A 17,442-nucleotide genomic window follows, 5' to 3' on the forward strand; every position below is an offset into this window, starting at 1 on the left:
GGGTGGATGCCAGGGGTAGGGTTGCGGTTTGCTTCATAAGGTACGACCTGGACGCCCTGCCACTTGGTAGCAGACACTTTTTGCATGGTCATCCCCACCACCCTATACCCCTGAGCCACCAAGGCAGGCGCCAGAAATTTGAACTGGGCGGGGAAGTTTTGGTGGATGAAAAGCACATTCATGGGCATTTTCTCAGTATCCCGATGGGCATTCCTCGCTCTGCAAATGTGCGACCTGTACACATTCTAGGATTCGAAATGTTCGACGGCTTGCCGCAATTGTTTGAGATCAAGCACCGTATCATCGTGGGGAAATGGGGGGGAATTAAGCGAGATCAAATAATAATAATCCACACCAACTTGGCTAGCCAAAACCCAATAATAACTGGGAATAGACTCACTGGGAAATATCTCCAAAACTCGCGCACCCGGTGGACACCAAGCGATATTCGTTAACCCAGCCCCATGCAACCCAATCACCCGTTTGGCCTGGGCAAAGAGACTCACTTGCTCCAAAAAACTCAAATCCTCTAGCCAAAAAGGCACATATCCCAAAGGCATTAAATAATCCAAAACTTCTGCCTCGTTCAGCACACGCCTACGACTGGCTTTGGAACGACTGATATAAATTCTGTCAATTTTACTTGCATTTACATCGCGGTAGGGCAAGAATGTCTCCCTTAAAAAATCAATACGCCAGCGATACTGGAACCGCAGAAATTGGGGCATGAACACCAGCGGACTAGCCAACGTAATATAACGATGGGTGTAAATAATTTGGGATGGCGCAACGCCGAGTATCTCTAAGGTGATGGCTAATTTGCCACTCGGTTCATCCACCAAAAAGCGGTCAATTTTCGGCCAGATATGCCCCTGTTTCAATAGGTGAATCCGCGGCAGTACCTCCGTCAACCAATGATAATAGTTCATCCCGCCCCCGCCAATCCCCAGAACTGCCAGCGTTTTTTCAATAGGAATTGGCCTGGGAAATTTGCGATGGCAAGCCTCATTCTGCTCAGGTTGGTTGACCCATTGGCGAGAGGAATTATGAATCACCTTGCCATCATGGGCAATTACACTCCCTACGGACTGCCGACTACTTAGCACCGTCGCATGGGGAACACTGACCCAATAACTCTCTGGCATCGTGATCGTTGTCCTGCAAAAAGCTTGATGTGGCTGGGGATAAATGGAACGGGGAACCGGGTAATGTTCCTGATAGGTTGACCAATAGGGGTAATAACCCAAACCGGGTAGCCCCGTATGTTGGTAATGCTGATAGTAATCCCACGCGCTTGGCCAATACCCTTGGGCAGGAATGCTGCCGGTCAAAGGCGTTAGCAATTTTCTCCAGTTGCGCTGAATTTTATCGCTAAATTTCATCAATGTTTACAGAACTTCTGCCGATCCCTCAATCATTGATTTAACAAATAATCATTGATTTAACAAATTTTTTCGCTGATTTTTACCCAAGAAATAGGCCGTGGCAATGCCCAAAACAAAGCCGATGAGGTGTCCCCACCAAGCTACCCGTGGATTGTGCGGCAAAACCCCCCAAATCAATCCCCAATAATTCACAAAGACGAAAACAGAAATAAAAAGTGGAATGATGCGCTGTTCTTGCCAGCCAATCCATAGCAGATAACCAAACAAAGTATAGACAACGCCACTTAGGCCATGTACCGGATCAGGACCAAGCAACCAACAGAAAAAACCACCCCCCAACCAACCTACCAACAGGGTTATCCAATAGTTGCGATAGCTTTGGATAAGGATCAGCCAGCTAAAAATAACAAAGGGGATACTGTTGGCAATTAAATGGCCAAAATCCGCATGGGAAAAGGCCGAAAAGATAATGCCGGGAATACCAACAGTACGCCGGGGAATAATCGGCAGGTTCCACCGTCCGCCAAACACAATTTGGTCAATAATTTGTTGCGCCCAAGCGATGACTAAAAAATAGAAAGGGATAGGAAATGGATTATAGATGGATCGCCCTTTTGCTGACAAAGCACCACGCCTAGCCCTGCTAGCTTGAGATTCTATCTCTTGTTCCAATTGGTGAAGTTTGGCCTGAATTCTCGCTTGAGATTCTATCTCTTGCTCCAATTTGCGCAGTTTAGCCTGGATGGTGGGGTCAGGTTCACTCATGAATTTTTAGCAATATCAGTACAGGGGGTTATCGAATTAAGTTCATGCTAATCTAGGTAGTCGGTAAATGGCAATCCCAAGCGAATTAAAATCGAATTAAAATTAAGTTATCGTTTCCGAGGCGCCCTGCCCAAGGCTTGGTTCTGGTTAGGGAGTGCCGGGGGGTGTGTTTGTTCCTGGACCTGCGGATTGCCCTGGCGTGGGGACAGCGCCGCACCGCTTTGGACCAACGGTTGACCCTGACCCCCGCCCTGCCTGGGCCTGTGGCCGGAAGTGGTGGGGTTGCGGCCCTCGCATGTGCGGCTATGGCCCAATGGTCAAATTATCGGTGCGGTGCGGGAAAAAATGATGATTAACTTGGACGAACGCCAGGGGTTGTGGTAGCAAACCGATGGGTGTGGGCGCAGGGGTTGGATTCACCTTAGCCAGCTAGAGTTTTGCGTTCGAGGCGTTGGCCGGTCTGGGTGTGAAAGTAATAACAATGACTGGTCGGCCACACGAGTCCGACGCACTCGCCGACCGTGGGCAGGGTCTGGGTTTTGAGCCACAGGCTGAGGGTTTCTACCTGCACCTGGACGAGGGTGACATCCCCCAGGGGTTCGACAACGACCACTTGCCCCCGGAGCGTCCCTGCCTCTGGGCTGGTCAGGCAAATGGCTTCCGGGCGGATGCCAACGGTGACATCCGGGGGTACATGGGGCAACAACCAGGCAGGCAGGAAGTTCATAGGGGGATTGCCCAGAAATGAGGCGACGATTTGATTGGCCGGTTGCTGGTACAAGGTCTGGGGCGGACCCACCTGTTGCACCCGCCCCTGGTGCATGACAACCAGTTGGTCTGCCAGAGTCATGGCCTCGGTTTGGTCGTGGGTGACATAGAGGGTGGTGATTTTGAGTTGCTGGTGCAGGCGTTTGAGTTCTGCCCGCGTCTGATCCCGCAGGCGACTGTCCAGATTCGACAGGGGTTCATCCAGCAAAAACACCTGGGGAGCGCGCACAATGGCCCGCCCTAAAGCCACCCGCTGCTGTTGGCCGCCAGAGAGTTGCCCCGGTTTTTGCCCCAATAAGGGGGTCAAGCCCAGCAAGTTGGCCACCCACTGCACCCGCTGTTGCCGCACCGCCGGGGGAACACCCCGCATCTTCAAGCCAAAGGCCAGATTCTCCGCCACGCTCAGGTGGGGATAAAGGGCGTAGTTTTGAAACACCATCGCCACATCCCGCTCCCGCGCCGGTACCTGGTTCACACACCGCTCTCCCAGATACACCTGCCCCTCTTGCACCGGCAATAGCCCCGCCACGAGGCGAAGCAAGGTGGATTTGCCGCAGCCGGAAGGCCCCATCAACACCCAAAATTCCCCGTCGGGAATCTGCAGGGACACCTCCGCGACTGCCACCTGCCGCCCAAACCGTTGTGTGACTTGCTCCAGCCTTACCCCGGCCATACCTGTTGCCACCAAAACGCTACTGCCGCCGTCCCTACCGGTACCGTGAAATTGTCCAGACCGTAATAGGAAAAAATCTCCAGCACCGCCGCCACCCCGGCGATGACCAGCACCAGGGGTGTCCAGCCCAACACACAGCCCGTCACCAGCCCGGCGACCCCCGCCATGGTCAGGGAACCTTCCCAGGTTTTGTGAATCCCCAGCAGGACATAAGGGTGTTTGCCCCAGCGTTGCCCGACCACGGCAGCCAGCCCATCCCCCCAGACCATGATCAAAATCCCCAGCACCGTGTACTGGTAGTGGGCCTGCGGCCAAAACCAAGCCATCAACACCCCAATACTCACCGCATAAAAAAACGTCCCAGCGCTGCGGCGGTTGACGCTATCAATCCCCGGCAGGAGGGGCACCCGGTAGGAAATTAACGTGATGATTGCCGCCAGTATGGCTGCCCCCACCCCCATCCAGGTGGGCACCCGCCACCACCAGGCCAGCAAAATCACATTCCCCGTGCCGATATGGACAATTTTGCGAATTGTCTCCGGGCTGGCTGTGGTTTTTTGGGCCACCACCCCGGCGACCGTCAGCACCAGCCCCACCCACGCACTGACGCCCCCGATGGCGACCAAGGTGGGGTTTAGGCGCATGCCTCAACCTGGTCCAGGCGCAACCATACCGGCGGGGTCGGCACCGGAAATTTCAACTGCACATAGTCGCCCCGGATGTCCAGCACCTCCGCCGGGGATTCAAAAACGTAGGCGGACCAACGGGTATCGTTTGCCTGGGCTTCCAGACTGTTTTCCAGGCGTTCGCGGATCACCCGCACCAACCCGCCTTTTTTGATCGCCATGCCCCTTGCTCCTTGCAGTTTTGCTACTCCCATTATGACTGTAAACACTCGCTAGGGGTGTGGCGCGAAATCCCCGCAGGGTTTCGGCTAGGATAGGGGTGGTGCGCCTATGCCCCCTAGAGGGCGGTTGTGTCATGCGGAACCATGCCCCTTCGCTGCGGGAACGCCGGTGATGCCCGCCGACAAAAGCATCTGCCAAGCAGTGGTGCAGGCATTGCCCTATCCCTTGGTCTGGGTTGAACAACAGGCGGAGGGAACCTATCAATTTTACGGGCTGAATCCGGCTTGGGAACGGGTCGTCGGCCAGGATGGTACCCCTTTGCTAGAAAGGGTGGCCCAATGTCTGCGCGCCCAAACCCCCCAGGCGCAGCCTATTTCCTGGCAGGGGCAATCCTACTGGCTGCAATCTACACCGGTATCGGCAACAACGGCGGTGGGGTGGTTGCTCCCGGTACCACCAGGGGCGGTGGTGGAGGAGGCGCCCGTTTTGCTGTGGGTTGCCGATGCCCAAGGGCAAGTCACCTATGTCAACCGGCATTGGACGGTGCTGACGGGTTGGCCGGTGGAGCGGGTCTTGGGGAAGAATTGGTTTGACCTGGTGCATCCCGAAGAGCAGGCCATGGTCGCGGCGATGTATCACCAGGCGGTGCGGGATGGGGTGCCTTACCGGGTGGAATTTCGGCTGTCTTGCGCCGACCACAGCCGGCGGTGGCTGGCCTGCACCGGTCAACCCCGGTACCATGCCCAGGGGGAACCAGTCGGCCTGGTCGGTTGCTGTGTGGACATTACGGCCAGCAAACAGGCAGAACAGTTCAGCCAAGCCCAGGGGGATGCCAACCAGTTTTTGGTGCGACTCAGCACGGAAATCTTGGAATCCCTGGAAGTGACGCCGGTGATGCAATGTGCGGTGGACGAACTCCGGCAACTGTTGGGGGCAGACCGGGTGGCAATTACGCCGGTGCGCCCGGATGGGTCGGTCTATTTCGCCGTGGAGGCAGTGCGTGACCCCCAATTCCAGATGCTGCACACCCAAATTCAGGATCACTGTTTTACAGAACAGTACCTGGAACGCTATCGCCAGGGGCGGGTGTTGGCGATTGCCGATGTGGCGACCGCCCCCATCGAACCCTGTCACCGGGAGTTGTTGCAGCGGTTTGGGGTGCAGGCCAATTTGGTCGTGCCGATCCGTCAGCGGGAATCCCTGTGGGGGTTGCTGATCGTGCATCAGTGCACCCGTCCCCACATCTGGCAACAGGGGGAAATTGCCCTGGTGCAGCAGGTGGCGAATTACCTGGGGTTGGCCTTGCACCGGACAGAATTGGTGGAACGGTTGTGCCAACAGGAAGCCCGCTACCGGGAGATTGTGGACGCCCAAAGCGAACTCATCTGCCGCCATGACCCCCAGGGGCGTTTGACCTTTGCCAATCCGGCACTTTGCCGTTATCTGGGACAGACAGCCGCGCAGGTGTTGCAGCGCTCCCCGCAGGAATTGGCGCTGGCGGTGGGCGAACAACCCCTGCGGCGGGGCAATGGGGAATTGGGTTGGGTCGCCTGGCAAGCCCAGGAAATCCGCAACGACCAAGGAGAACTGCTGGAAATGCAGTGGGTCGGGCGGGATGTCACCCAGGCACACCGGGTGCAGGAACGGTTGCAGTTGATGGAAGCGGTGGTGGTCTGCGCCAACGATGGCATTGTCATTACGCGGGGGCAGCAGGTGATCTACGCCAATCCCACCTTTTTGGCCATGACCGGCTATGGCTTCGAGGAAATTCAACGGCTGGGGTTGGGAGAACTGTGCGGCGAAAAAACCGATTTGACCCAGTGGGAATACCTGCAAAATTCCCGCAAACAGGGGGCTTCGGTCCGCGTGGAACTGGTGCAATACACCAAGCAGCATGAGGATTTTTGGGTGGAATTGACGGTGTTATCCCTGTCCGATTCGGCCCGCGCCGACACCGCCCAGGACGAGTGGGTGTGGGTGTACCGGGACATTACCGCCCGTAAACAGATGGAAGCCCAGTTGCTCTACGAGGCCTACCACGATGCCCTCACCGGGCTGCCCAACCGGAATTTCCTGATGGACCGGCTCCACCAGGTGCACCAACGGGCGTTGCAGGCGGGGACCTACTACGCCGTGTTGTTTGCGGATTTGGACCGGTTCAAGTTGGTCAATGACAGTCTCGGCCACGCGGTCGGGGATGAGATGCTCCAGCAGGTGGCCCGGCGGTTGCAGGCCCAGATGCGGCCAGGGGATGTGCTGGCCCGCTTGGGGGGGGATGAATTTGTGGTCTTGCTCGAGCCGGTGACGGGGGTGGGGCAGGCGGTGGCCATTGCCGAGACGCTGTTGCGGGTCTTGCAGCAACCCTTTGTCGTGCAGGGGCGGGAATTGGTTGTCAGCACCAGTATCGGCGTGTGCCTCAATGACGACCCGGATGCCAGCCCCGCCGATATTCTCCGCAATGCGGACATTGCCATGTACCGGGTGAAACTGGCCGGACGCTGTGGGGTGGAGGTGTTTCGTCCGGGGATGCACGCCCAACTTAAAGGGCAGTTGGAGTTGGAAACGGCGCTGCGGCAGGGTTTAGCGCAGCAGGAGTTGCTCTTGCACTATCAACCGGTGGTGGATGTGCGCCGGGGTACGATTGTCGGGTTTGAAGCGCTGGTGCGCTGGCAACGGCCAGGGGTGGGGTTGGTGTCGCCGGGGGTGTTTATTCCGATCGCGGAGGAGTCAGAGTTGATCTATCCCCTGAGCCAGTGGGTGTTGCACACCGCTTCCGCCCAGTTGGCCCGGTGGCGCCAGGTGCAACCGGATTTGACCCTGGCGGTGAACGTGTCGGGGCGTTTGTTCCGTCGGGCGGCGGAATGGGTCAACCAGGTGCGGGACACCCTACGCCAATGGCAGTTGCCGCCTCAGTCCCTGGTGCTGGAGGTGACCGAGGGGGTGTTGATGGCTGACCCGCAGACGGTAGGACAGGCCTTGAATGAACTGCGCCAAGAGGGGGTGCGGGTGAGCATTGATGACTTTGGCACTGGCTATTCTTCGCTGGCGCGGTTGCAGGGGTTGCCGGTGGATTCCCTGAAAATTGACCGCTCGTTTATCCGGCACATGGGGCAGACAGACGACCTGGTCCAGGCGATCGTCACGCTGGCGTTGACCTTGGACAAGGAGGTGGTTGTCGAGGGCATCGAAACCGAGGAACAGGTGATGCTGCTGCGCCGTTTCAGTCCCCAGGCTCCCCTGTACGGCCAGGGCTATTGGTTTGCCCCCCCTTTGAGCGCCGCCGCCGCCACCGCTTTGCTCCAACACCCCGTACCCTGGCACCTCCCCTGATACACTGGCAAGTACAATCAAACCAGCAACGGCAAGGAGTGGGGTGTGCGGGTTGCCATCATTGGAACGGGCTATGTGGGGCTGACGACGGGGGTGGCGCTGGCCTACCTGGGGCATCAGGTGGTGGGATTAGATGTGGACAGGGAAAAAATTGCCCGGCTGCAACGGGGGGAGATTCCCATTTATGAACCCCATCTGGCGGAATTGCTCCACCTGGCCCGTCCCAACATCACCTTCACCACCGACTATGCGGCGGCCATTGCTCCGGCCCAGGTGGTCTTTATCGCGGTGGGCACCCCCTCGCTTCCCGATGGCAATCCCGATTTGACCTATGTCCGCCAGGCCGCCCAGGGGGTGGGGTTGCATTTGGGGCAGGAATTTACCGTGGTTGTGAATAAATCCACCGTGCCCATCGGCAGCGGCAACTGGGTCGAAACCCTGATCGCAGAAGCCCTGAAAACCCGTACTGACGCTGCTCCGGTGCAGTTTGCGGTGGTCTCGAACCCAGAATTTTTGCGGGAAGGTTCGGCGCTCCATGACACCTTCTACCCCGACCGGGTGGTCATCGGCACGCAGGAACCCCGCGCTTTAGAACTCCTCCACACCCTGTACCAACCGATTTTGGAGCAGAGCTTTACTCCGCCTAGTTTTTTGCCCCGACCGGCGGAGGTGGCCGCCGTGCCTCTGATTACGGCGGATGTGACCTCGGCGGAGTTGATGAAATATGCGGCCAATGCCTTTTTGGCGGTGAAGATTAGTTTCATCAACGAAATCGCCCAGTTGGCGGAGCGGGTGGGGGCGGATGTGACCCAAATTGCCCGCGGGATCGGCCTGGATAAACGCATTGGCAGTCAGTTTTTGCAGGCGGGGCTTGGCTGGGGGGGTTCCTGTTTTGGCAAAGATACGGCGGCGCTGATTGCCACCGCGCGGGATTACGGTTTGGGGATGGCCATTGTCCAGGCCAGTCGGGTGGTCAATGCGCAGCAACGGCAGTGGGTGGTCGAAAAACTCCGCCACATCCTGAAAATTCTCAAGGGCCGTCGGGTGGGTTTGCTGGGACTGGCGTTTAAGCCCCACACAGACGACCTGCGCGATGCCCCAGCCCTGGACATTGCCCAGCAGTTGTTGGAACGGGGGGTGGGGGTGCGGGTGCACGACCCGGTGGCGCTCGCGCGGGCGCAACGGGAATGGCCGAAGCTGGACGTGCACTACTGCGAGGCGGTCGAGACCCTGGCCCAAGACTGCGATGCCCTGGTGCTGGTGACCGATTGGCCCCAGTACCGGAATTTGCCCTGGGAGGACCTGGCCAAGCAAATGCGCTCGCCGCTTATCCTAGATGGCCGCAATTTTCTCGACCGGGAACGCCTGCGGCGGGCGGGCTTTACCTACGTGGGGCTGGGGCGCTGATGCGGGGGACGGTCCTGCTGACAGGGGCGGCGGGATTTGTGGGCAGTCACCTCACCGACCGCCTGGTGCGCGAGGGCTACCGGGTGCTGGCGGTGGACAATTGCAGTACGGGTTCCTGGGAAAATCTCGCCCATTGGCAACAGCATCCCCAGGTGGAAAAAATTCAGCACGATGTGATTACCCCGTTGACGGTCGCCGAACCCTTGGATTGGGTCATGCACTTTGCCAGCCCGGCTTCCCCGCCCAAGTATCTGGCGTTGCCGTTGGCGACGCTGCGGGTCAACAGCGAAGGGACGTATCATCTGCTGGAGCTGGCGCGGCAAAAGGGCGCGCAGTTTTTCTTGGCCAGCACCAGCGAAATCTACGGCGACCCCCTGGAGCATCCCCAACGGGAAGACTACTGGGGGCATGTGAATTGCACAGGTCCCCGCAGTGTCTACGACGAAGCCAAACGCTACGCCGAAGCGCTGACCTTGGCCTTTCATCGGCAGTACGGCTTACCGGTACGCATCATTCGCATCTTCAATACGCACGGCCCCCGCATGGACCCGGACGACGGGCGGGTGGTGACCAACTTTATCCAGCAGGCGCTGCGGGGCGAACCGCTAACCATCTACGGCGACGGCAGCCAGACCCGCAGTTTTCAATACATCGATGACCTGATCGAGGGCATTGTGCGGCTGATGGGGGTGAACTATCCCTACCCGGTGAATTTGGGCAACCCAGAGGAGTTGAGCGTGTTGGCCCTGGCGCAGGTGATTCAAGAATTGACCGGCAGCCGCTCCCCGCTCCGCTTTTGCCCCTTGCCCCAGGATGACCCGAAACAACGGTGCCCAGACATCACCCTGGCCCGCACCAAACTCAACTGGTCGCCCCAGGTGGATTTGCGCACCGGCTTGAGGCACACGATTGCTGACCTGCGGCGGCGATGTTCATTCTCGTAACCGGCGGGGCGGGCTACATCGGCAGCCACACCTGCAAAGCCCTGGCCCAGGCGGGCCTGACGCCCTTGGTGCTGGATAATTTCAGTACAGGACACCGCTGGGCAGTGCAGTGGGGCAAACTGCTCCCTGGGGATTTGGCTGACCGGGAATGGCTGCTTGATGTGTTCTGCACCTACGACATTCAGGCGGTGATGCACTTTGCCGCCAGCGCCTACGTGGGCGAATCCATGCAACAGCCTGCCAAGTATTTTCGTAATAATTTTGTAAATACACTGAATCTCCTAGAGGTCATGGTGGCCAGGGGGGTTAAGACCTGTATTTTTTCTTCCACCTGTGCTGTTTATGGGGAGCCGCAGTGGTTGCCTTTGACGGAGAACCATCCGCAAAACCCGGTCAATCCCTACGGGGAATCGAAGCGGGCGATTGAGCAGGTGCTGTATTGGTTTAGTCAGGCCTATGGGTTGCGTTATGCGGCTTTGCGGTATTTCAATGCGGCGGGGGCGGATATTGAGGGGATGTTGGGGGAATGCCACGACCCGGAACCCCATCTGATTCCCCGCGTTTTGGGCGCCCTGTTGGGGGGGGAACCGGTGCCGATTTTTGGTACGGATTACGATACGCCCGATGGGACGGCGGTGCGGGATTTTATCCATGTGACGGATTTGGCCGAGGCGCATGTGCGGGCGTTGGCGTATGTGTGGCAGCAGCAGGCCAATCTCACGGTGAATTTGGGCACGGGGCGGGGCCATTCGGTGCGGCAGGTGATTGCCGCGGTAGAGCAGGTGACGGGTCAACGGGTGCCGGTGCGGGAAATGGGGCGGCGACCGGGGGATGCCCCGATACTGGTGGCGGATGCAACCTTGGCGCGCCAATTGCTCAACTGGCAGCCTCGGTATTCCGACCTGGCGACGATTGTGCAAACCGCCTGGCATTGGCATCGCAAGACCTATGCTAAGGTTGAGTGATTGAGTTGGTTTGCCGTCACGGTTTATGCGGCCCCCCGGAACCTATGACCGAGATGCCCTATGCTGGTAAATCCCCCCGTTTGGCTTGGCGCAAAGGGTTCAAAAAGGTGCAAATTCCCCTGACGTTAGGGGTGGTGGCGCTGCTGATGATCGCCATTGTGGCCGGGTGGTATTGGCTGGCCGGGCTGGTTACGGTTTTATCCCTGCTGCTGGCGGTGGAGTTGTTTTGGGAGGGGATACAGCGTTTTTTGCGGGAAATCCACCCGGAGGAATCGTCGTTGCTGTTGGGTGGTGTGGCGCTGATTACGGGATTTATCGGCCTGTTGGTGTGGCTTTGGGGACGGGGCGGCCTGCGGATTGATTGGAATGTGGCCTCGGCCCTGGGCGAAAGTTTGGGGGCGGTGGGGCAAATTTTGGTGGCTCTGGTGGCGGTGGTGATTTCCTGGCAGCAGTACGTGATTTCCAAAGTCCTCACCGAGCAGCAAAACCGTATTACCCAACAGCAGACGATTGACGCCTATTTCCAGGGCATTTCCGAGTTGGCCTTGGATGAACATGGGTTTTTGGAAGATTGGCCGCAAGAGCGCATGATTGCCGCCGGACGCACCGCCGCGTTGCTAAGCAGCGTCAACGCCGAAGGCAAGGCCAAAGTGGTGCGGTTTTTGTCCATGGCCAAGTTGCTGACGCCCCTGAAGCGGGACCAGCGGTTGGGACGCCCCATCCTGGATGGCAACGGCCTGTACCAGGAGGACCGGGAACACGGGGAGCGGGTGATTAACTTAGAAAACATGCTGGCAGGGGCGGATTTAAGCGGTACGGATTTGCGGCGGGTGGACTTTAGCCAGGCGGATTTGAGTGGCACGGATTTTAGCCATTGCAATCTCAACCGCACCAACTTTGCCATGTGCAACCTCCAGGGCGCCAAATTCACCGGGGCCAACCTCCAGGGGGCAATCTTCTTCTACGGCGACCCAGAAAAACTCGATTACGCCAGTCCCCACCAGCCCTGGCCCGACGGGGAACGCCCGAACTTTCAAACCGGCCAATACACCGGCGCGATCGTCGAGGGCGCCGATTTCACCGGCGTTTATAACCTCTCGGAAGAGCAGCGGTTTTATCTGTGCGCCTGGGGGGGCGTCCGCACCCGCAACACCATTCCCGGCGGCTGCCAGGGCATCCCCAACAAATTGTACGGCAAGGAAGGCTAACGCAGAAAACTGCTCACCAACCAGAGGATGAGCAAAATTCCCCAGCTCATCGCCGTCTCGGGGAACAACCCCAGCTGCAGGCTAAGTAACACATTGCCCACCACCGCTCCCAGCACCAGGCCCAGTACGGTGAGCAACAAGGCCCGCCCAAAGCGGTTTTCCTTGCGGTTGATGAAAAACAGATTGGCGGCAATCCCCAGGGCGACCGGCAAGGCAGCATTGGCGCTGGCCACCCACGCCCAACCGCCCAAGCCCCCGTAGACCAACGCCGGTACCACCACCTCCTGGAGGCTAGGGGTATCCACAAAGCCCCGCAACTGTTCCACCCAAGCGGGTAAGGTCGCCGTGCGGGTGTCCTGCCGTTCGGCTGTCGCCACCAGGTGCCGCTCCGCATAGCGAATTCGCTCTGGCACCTTGATCCGCCCTTCCTGTCGCTGGCGCAGACGGTCCATCAAGATGGCATCGTAGGCCATCTCCACCACCTGGGCGCGCCGCTCATCCCCCTGGCACTGGCTCAACAACTGCGCCCGCGCCGCCTGTACTTCCTCGAAGGAGGCATCCTCGCTGACCCCAAGTTGCGCGTAGGGATTGGTTTCGCTCATAAAAAACCACGTTTGCTCCAGGTACTTCTAGCCTACTGCACCGCCGGGAGGGACTACAAGTTTGAAAAGCGAAAAATTCTGTAAAATTCCGGCAAATATCGTCACCGTCAGGCGTTACGGAGGGGACATTTTTGTAACATTTTGCTACGCAACCCTTGCCCGTCCTGAGCGATCCCAAAGAATTCTAGGGCAAAACGGCCACCCCTAGACAACCGCGGGTTTATGCTAAGTTCATAGGGCTATAGGCCCACCCAGGCGTTCCGGGGGGAGCGGGCGCACCCGAACCAGCGGCACAAGCGAGGGAACGGCGATGGGAACGACCCAGGTGTATGTGACGGTGCATGGGCATTTTTACCAGCCACCCCGGGAGAATCCCTACCTGGAGGCAATTGAGCGGCAGGAGGGGGCTAGCCCGTTCCACGACTGGAATGAACGGATTTTTCATGAGTGCTATCGCCCCAACGCCTTCGCCCGGGTGTTGAGCGATGCTGGGGATGTGGTGGATATTGTCAACAATTTTGAGTACCTGAGTTTCAATATTGGCCCGACCCTGTTTCAGTGGTTGGAGCGGTACGACCTGGAGACCTACCAGCGGATTATCGAGGCGGACCGGCGCAGTTGCGAGCGCCTGAATGGTCATGGGAATGCCATGGCCCAGGTGTACAACCATATCATCATGCCGTTGGCGTCCACCCGCGATAAATTTACCCAGGTGCGGTGGGCCAAACAGGACTTTATGGCCCGGTTTGGGCGCGCACCGGAAGGCATGTGGTTGGCAGAGACGGCGATTGATTACGAAACCTTGGCGGTGCTGGTGGCCGAGGGGTTTAAGTTTACGGTCGTGGCCCCGTCCCAGGTGCAGCGGTGTCGGCCCTTGGGCGCCCAGGAGTGGTACGAGGTAGGCGGGGGCCAAATTGACCCGACCCGTCCCTATTGGTGCCGGATTCCCGATGAGATTTTGCCGGAGTGGGGCAGCCAACGGCAAATCGCCATTTTCGTCTATGACGGGCCGATTTCCGGGGATATGGGGTTTGGGGATGTTCTAGCCAGCAGCCAACATTTCGTGAGCCGGTTGGGGATGGCGGTGCAGCCGGGGCGCACCCAGTTGATTGCCGTTGCAACCGATGGGGAAACCTTCGGCCATCACAAAAAAGGGGCGGAAAAGACGATTGCCTATGCCCTCACCCGCGAGATTCCCCGGCGGGGCTGGCAGGTGACCAATTTTGCCCATTACCTCAGCCTGTATCCCCCCACCTGGGAGCTGGTGATCAAACCCCGCACCGCCTGGAGTTGCGCGCATGGGGTGGAACGCTGGCGGTCGGACTGTGGCTGTGGGGGCGGGGGGGGTTGGCATCAGAAATGGCGGGCTCCCCTGCGCCAGAGTTTGGACTGGTTGGCCCAGCAGTTGGATGCCCTGTACGAAGAATGGGGCGGGAAATGGCTGGTGGACCCCTGGGGCGCGCGGGATGCCTACATCACCGTTCTACGGGAGCGCACCCAGGAGCAGACACAGCGGTTTTTGGCGCAACAGCAGCGGTACCCCCTGGCGCCTGCAGAGCAGGTGGATGTGTTGCGGCTGCTGGAAATGCAACGCCATCGCCTGTTGATGTTCACCAGTTGCGGCTGGTTTTTTGAGGAATTGGCGCGCCCAGAGGGGGTGCAAATTTTGCGGTATGCGGCGCGGGCGCTGGAGTTAGCCCGCGAGGTCACCGGCCAGGATTGGGAACCGGAATTTCGCAAACGTCTGGCCCTGGCGCCCAGCAATCTGCCCCAGTACGTCAACGGTGAGATCGTCTATCAACAGCGCGTCGAAACCGCCCGCGTGACCATGCCCCAAGTGGCCGCCCACTACGGCATTAGTTCCCTTTACACCCAATACCCCCGCCAACAGCAAATCTACTGCTACAACATCGAGCAGCAGGATTACTCCATCCAGCGGTTGGGCAACCTCACTTTGGCCTTTGGCGAACTCACCATCACCTCCATCATCACCTGGGAACAAAAGCACCTGGTCATGGCTGTATTGCACCTGGGGGGTTGGGATTTTCACTGCTGTTTGCGGGACTTTCCCCAGCGCAAAACCTACCAACAGATGCGGGAGCAGTTGCTGGCGGTGTTTCAGCAGGGCAGCGGGGCGCAGACGGTCTTGGCGATGCAACGGCTGTTTGGTTCCGGCACCTGCTACGGCCTAGCCGACATCTTCAGCCAAGAACGGCAACAGATTATCGGGTTACTGGCCCAAAACACCCTCACCCAACTGGACCAACTCTACAGTCAGGTGTACCGGGAAAATTACGGGGTGATCATGGCTTTCCGGCGGGACCGTCTACCCGTACCCCAGGAGTTGCAGGTGGCCGCCGCCATTGCCCTCAGCCAGCGGGTCATGTCCCTGTTGCGACGGCTGGAGTTGGAAACCAGCAACCCCCTGGCAGATAGCCCCCCCAACGGCCTGGTCTATCTCCAAGAACTCCACAGCCTTACCCAGGAAGTGCAACAGGTAGGGGTGACATTGGACATTCCCGAAGGACGCCAGATCATCGAACGTCTGCTGCTTACCTGGCTCGAAGAATTGCTCACCCGGCTGCCTGAACCGTTGCTGACCAAAGGCGTGCAGCGCTGGCAAAAGTTATGCCAACTGGCGGAATGGCTGCACCTGCGTCCCTCGCTGGACCGCCTGCAAGAACGGTACTTTGCCGCCTGTCGCCAGGGCCATCTGGGGGCAGCGCTGCTGGAGTTGGCGCCCATGCTGCGGGTGGCTCCCCCCCTGTGCTCCACAGAACCCTGGCTCAAGCCCCCGACAACCGCTGTCCCGATGCTGTGCCCCACAACTGATGCGCCCGGCGCAGGCGCGCCAACACCTGATCCGGCAGCGGATGATTCGCCAAACAGGCCCTGAGTTCTTTCAGGGGCAACGCCGCCGCATTCCGCCCTGGCACCCAATGCCCGGCGTTGCCAAGCATGCCGTAGCGCGTGCGACTGTAATCCCACAAATCAAAGGCTTCTGCCAGATTCAACAAGCGCAAAATGAGCGGCATATTGATCTGACCGGGCGTGGCAAACCAAGGGGGCAAATTCACCGCCCACAACTCAAACCATGCATCCCCCAACGCCGCTCTGGCCGCCTGTTCCAACCGTTCTAAAATAGGCGGTAGGACGTCCTGAGCAACATCCAGCAACTCGAGCGTTTTGAGATGCGCATCAAAATCCGTTGGCCTGGCCGCCCCTACACTCAACGTATGCACCTGGGGATGGCTCAGACAAAACAGGTCATTAAACACCATCGGATGCAGGGGCTGACAAAGTTGTACCAATTTAGGCGGCGGATTGTACAAATGTCCACCCTTATCGCTGGGGCTAATAATAAACACCCCCATATCCTGCTGTTGCGCCGCCAAAATCGCTGGCCAATTGTCCTGAAAAATGTAATACCAATGCAAATTCACATAATCAAATTCCCCCGTCTGAATTGCCTGGGTAATCAAACTCACATGACCGTGGGTAGAAAAGCCGACAAAACGCACCATTCCCTCTTTTTGCCAGCGACGCACCAGCGGTAAACAGACACGCAAACTCCACTCCAAATGCTCCGGCAAATTCAGCCCGTGAATCGCCAGCAAATCCACATATTCCAGTTGCAAATAGCGCAGTGACTTCGCAAATTTTTCGGCAAATACCTGGGGATCGGGGTCAGGGGCAATTTTCGTTTGCACAATCAATTGTTCGCGGGGAAACTGCCCCAAAACCCAGCCCAATTGCATCTCCGAAGTGCCATAACCCCGTGCCGTTTCAATATGGGTAATTCCCAGTTCCCACGCCCGCTGAATTGTAGCTTGTAGGTTGGCTTGATTTTCTGGGGGAATTGCCGCTGGGTCCTGGTCCTGCCATTTGTATTGATAACGCATCCCCCCGCAGGAGAATACGGGCATCGCCAGTTCCGTGCGGCCAAAACGTCGGTACTGCATCGGCTTAGGTAGCAGATTCATGGCCAAAAATTTGCTGCAAATCCAGGGTGAATCCGGGCAGGACATCCGCACCGGTCAAGGGCACGGCAAAGCTAACAATTTCGGGGGCAACCTGCGGGCGATAAATGGTGACCTGGCGTTTTTGGGGGTCAACCAACCAGCCCAAGCGACAGCCATTCTCGAGGTACTCCTGCATTTTCGCTGCCAAGGCATTCACATCATCCGTGGGCGATACCAATTCCACGACAAAATCAGGGCAAATAGGTGCAAACGTGCGCCGTTGTTCTGGAGATAACTGGGTCCACCGTTCCTTGGCAATCCATGCCACATCCGGTGAACGAATCGCCCCATTCGGTAACCGAAATCCCGTCGAAGAATCAAACACTTTTCCTAATTGACTTTGCCGGTTCCAAATAACAAAATTCGCAATCAACTCAGAGCTATAGCTTCCCGTTTCACTACCTGTTGGTGGCATGACGATAACCTCACCCTGCGCCGTCAATTCCCAACGCAATTCGGGATTCGCCTTGACCAGTTCCACAAACTGCTCCGGCGTACAACGAAAAGGCGAGGGCAGGCGGATGG

At 58.2% G+C, this 17,442-nt stretch carries 15 protein-coding genes and 1 pseudogene; 7 read left to right on the forward strand and 9 right to left on the reverse strand.

Going from position 1 to position 17,442, the window contains the following annotated elements:
- From ACWISF_RS03425 to ACWISF_RS03435, 3 genes and pseudogenes are all read right to left on the reverse strand, one after another.
- Positions 1-182 (reverse strand): annotated as a pseudogene (locus ACWISF_RS03425) (glycosyl transferase); the annotation flags it as partial.
- Positions 183-245: 63 nt separating this feature from the next.
- Positions 246-1,382 carry a glycosyltransferase family 61 protein gene (locus ACWISF_RS03430; protein WP_448380190.1) on the reverse strand — a complete coding sequence of 379 codons (1,137 nt, stop codon included), beginning with the start codon at positions 1,380-1,382 and terminating at the stop codon, positions 246-248.
- A 51-nt stretch (positions 1,383-1,433) separates the two neighbouring features.
- Positions 1,434-2,150: a rhomboid family intramembrane serine protease gene (locus tag ACWISF_RS03435; RefSeq protein WP_448380191.1), complete on the reverse strand. Its 717-nt coding sequence runs from the start codon at positions 2,148-2,150 to the stop codon at positions 1,434-1,436.
- A gap of 164 nt (positions 2,151-2,314) precedes the next feature.
- On the opposite strand from ACWISF_RS03435, the gene ACWISF_RS03440 reads away from it, so the two are divergent.
- Positions 2,315-2,506 (forward strand): hypothetical protein, encoded by a 192-nt coding sequence (locus ACWISF_RS03440; RefSeq protein WP_448380192.1) that lies wholly within the window; start codon positions 2,315-2,317, stop codon positions 2,504-2,506.
- A 65-nt stretch (positions 2,507-2,571) separates the two neighbouring features.
- On the opposite strand, the gene ACWISF_RS03445 is transcribed toward ACWISF_RS03440, so the two are convergent.
- The 3 genes from ACWISF_RS03445 to ndhO are packed head-to-tail and all read right to left on the reverse strand — an operon-like array spanning position 2,572 to position 4,438.
- Positions 2,572-3,591 (reverse strand): ABC transporter ATP-binding protein, encoded by a 1,020-nt coding sequence (locus ACWISF_RS03445; RefSeq protein ID WP_448380193.1) that lies wholly within the window; start codon positions 3,589-3,591, stop codon positions 2,572-2,574.
- A complete protein-coding gene (locus ACWISF_RS03450) occupies positions 3,579-4,235 on the reverse strand; it encodes a diacylglycerol/polyprenol kinase family protein (protein WP_448380194.1) in 657 nt (218 codons plus the stop codon). Before ACWISF_RS03450 ends, ACWISF_RS03445 begins: the two co-directional genes overlap by 13 nt.
- A complete protein-coding gene (ndhO, locus tag ACWISF_RS03455) occupies positions 4,226-4,438 on the reverse strand; it encodes an NAD(P)H-quinone oxidoreductase subunit O (RefSeq protein WP_448380195.1) in 213 nt (70 codons plus the stop codon). Before ndhO ends, ACWISF_RS03450 begins: the two co-directional genes overlap by 10 nt.
- A 109-nt stretch (positions 4,439-4,547) precedes the next feature.
- On the opposite strand from ndhO, the gene ACWISF_RS03460 reads away from it, so the two are divergent.
- The 5 genes from ACWISF_RS03460 to ACWISF_RS03480 are packed head-to-tail and all read left to right on the forward strand — an operon-like array spanning position 4,548 to position 12,293.
- Complete coding sequence (locus ACWISF_RS03460; RefSeq protein WP_448380196.1) at positions 4,548-7,769, forward strand: EAL domain-containing protein; 3,222 nt, start codon at positions 4,548-4,550, stop codon at positions 7,767-7,769.
- A 45-nt stretch (positions 7,770-7,814) separates the two neighbouring features.
- The gene (locus tag ACWISF_RS03465; RefSeq protein WP_448380197.1) at positions 7,815-9,176 is read left to right on the forward strand and encodes a UDP-glucose dehydrogenase family protein; all 1,362 of its coding nucleotides are present in this window, start codon (positions 7,815-7,817) and stop codon (positions 9,174-9,176) included.
- On the forward strand, positions 9,176-10,120 hold the full coding sequence (locus ACWISF_RS03470; RefSeq protein WP_448380198.1) for a UDP-glucuronic acid decarboxylase family protein: 945 nt from the start codon (positions 9,176-9,178) through the stop codon (positions 10,118-10,120). Before ACWISF_RS03465 ends, ACWISF_RS03470 begins: the two co-directional genes overlap by 1 nt.
- Positions 10,105-11,085, forward strand: a complete 981-nt coding sequence (gene galE / locus ACWISF_RS03475; protein WP_448380199.1) for a UDP-glucose 4-epimerase GalE — start codon at positions 10,105-10,107, stop codon at positions 11,083-11,085. The genes ACWISF_RS03470 and galE overlap by 16 nt, the downstream gene beginning before the upstream one ends.
- Positions 11,086-11,129: 44 nt before the next feature.
- The gene (locus ACWISF_RS03480) at positions 11,130-12,293 is read left to right on the forward strand and encodes a pentapeptide repeat-containing protein (RefSeq protein WP_448380200.1); all 1,164 of its coding nucleotides are present in this window, start codon (positions 11,130-11,132) and stop codon (positions 12,291-12,293) included.
- Here ACWISF_RS03480 and ACWISF_RS03485 read toward each other — a convergent pair.
- Positions 12,290-12,895, reverse strand: a complete 606-nt coding sequence (locus tag ACWISF_RS03485; protein ID WP_448380201.1) for a CPP1-like family protein — start codon at positions 12,893-12,895, stop codon at positions 12,290-12,292. The genes ACWISF_RS03480 and ACWISF_RS03485 overlap by 4 nt on opposite strands.
- Before the next feature lie 310 nt (positions 12,896-13,205).
- Here ACWISF_RS03485 and ACWISF_RS03490 point away from each other — a divergent pair, with 310 nt between their 5' ends.
- Entirely contained in the window at positions 13,206-15,791 is a 2,586-nt protein-coding gene (locus ACWISF_RS03490; protein ID WP_448380202.1) for a DUF3536 domain-containing protein, read from the forward strand.
- On the opposite strand, the gene ACWISF_RS03495 is transcribed toward ACWISF_RS03490, so the two are convergent.
- A complete protein-coding gene (locus ACWISF_RS03495; protein WP_448380204.1) occupies positions 15,682-16,857 on the reverse strand; it encodes an aldo/keto reductase in 1,176 nt (391 codons plus the stop codon). The two genes, ACWISF_RS03490 and ACWISF_RS03495, sit on opposite strands and share 110 nt — an antisense overlap.
- Before the next feature lie 4 nt (positions 16,858-16,861).
- A complete protein-coding gene (locus ACWISF_RS03500) occupies positions 16,862-17,440 on the reverse strand; it encodes a Uma2 family endonuclease (RefSeq protein ID WP_448380203.1) in 579 nt (192 codons plus the stop codon).
- Positions 17,441-17,442: the final 2 nt, after the last annotated feature.

This window comes from Gloeomargarita sp. (genome assembly GCF_053491055.1).

Coding starts and splice junctions, on each gene's coding strand:
- ACWISF_RS03430 (WP_448380190.1), bottom strand. CDS start 1,382: ATGAAATTTAGCGATAAAATTCAGCGCAACTGGAGAAAATTGCTAACG.
- ACWISF_RS03435 (WP_448380191.1), bottom strand. CDS start 2,150: ATGAGTGAACCTGACCCCACCATCCAGGCTAAACTGCGCAAATTGGAG.
- ACWISF_RS03445 (WP_448380193.1), bottom strand. CDS start 3,591: ATGGCCGGGGTAAGGCTGGAGCAAGTCACACAACGGTTTGGGCGGCAG.
- ACWISF_RS03450 (WP_448380194.1), bottom strand. CDS start 4,235: ATGCGCCTAAACCCCACCTTGGTCGCCATCGGGGGCGTCAGTGCGTGG.
- ndhO (WP_448380195.1), bottom strand. CDS start 4,438: ATGGCGATCAAAAAAGGCGGGTTGGTGCGGGTGATCCGCGAACGCCTG.
- ACWISF_RS03460 (WP_448380196.1), top strand. CDS start 4,548: ATGCCCCCTAGAGGGCGGTTGTGTCATGCGGAACCATGCCCCTTCGCT.
- ACWISF_RS03470 (WP_448380198.1), top strand. CDS start 9,176: ATGCGGGGGACGGTCCTGCTGACAGGGGCGGCGGGATTTGTGGGCAGT.
- galE (WP_448380199.1), top strand. CDS start 10,105: ATGTTCATTCTCGTAACCGGCGGGGCGGGCTACATCGGCAGCCACACC.
- ACWISF_RS03480 (WP_448380200.1), top strand. CDS start 11,130: ATGACCGAGATGCCCTATGCTGGTAAATCCCCCCGTTTGGCTTGGCGC.
- ACWISF_RS03485 (WP_448380201.1), bottom strand. CDS start 12,895: ATGAGCGAAACCAATCCCTACGCGCAACTTGGGGTCAGCGAGGATGCC.
- ACWISF_RS03490 (WP_448380202.1), top strand. CDS start 13,206: ATGGGAACGACCCAGGTGTATGTGACGGTGCATGGGCATTTTTACCAG.
- ACWISF_RS03495 (WP_448380204.1), bottom strand. CDS start 16,857: ATGCAGTACCGACGTTTTGGCCGCACGGAACTGGCGATGCCCGTATTC.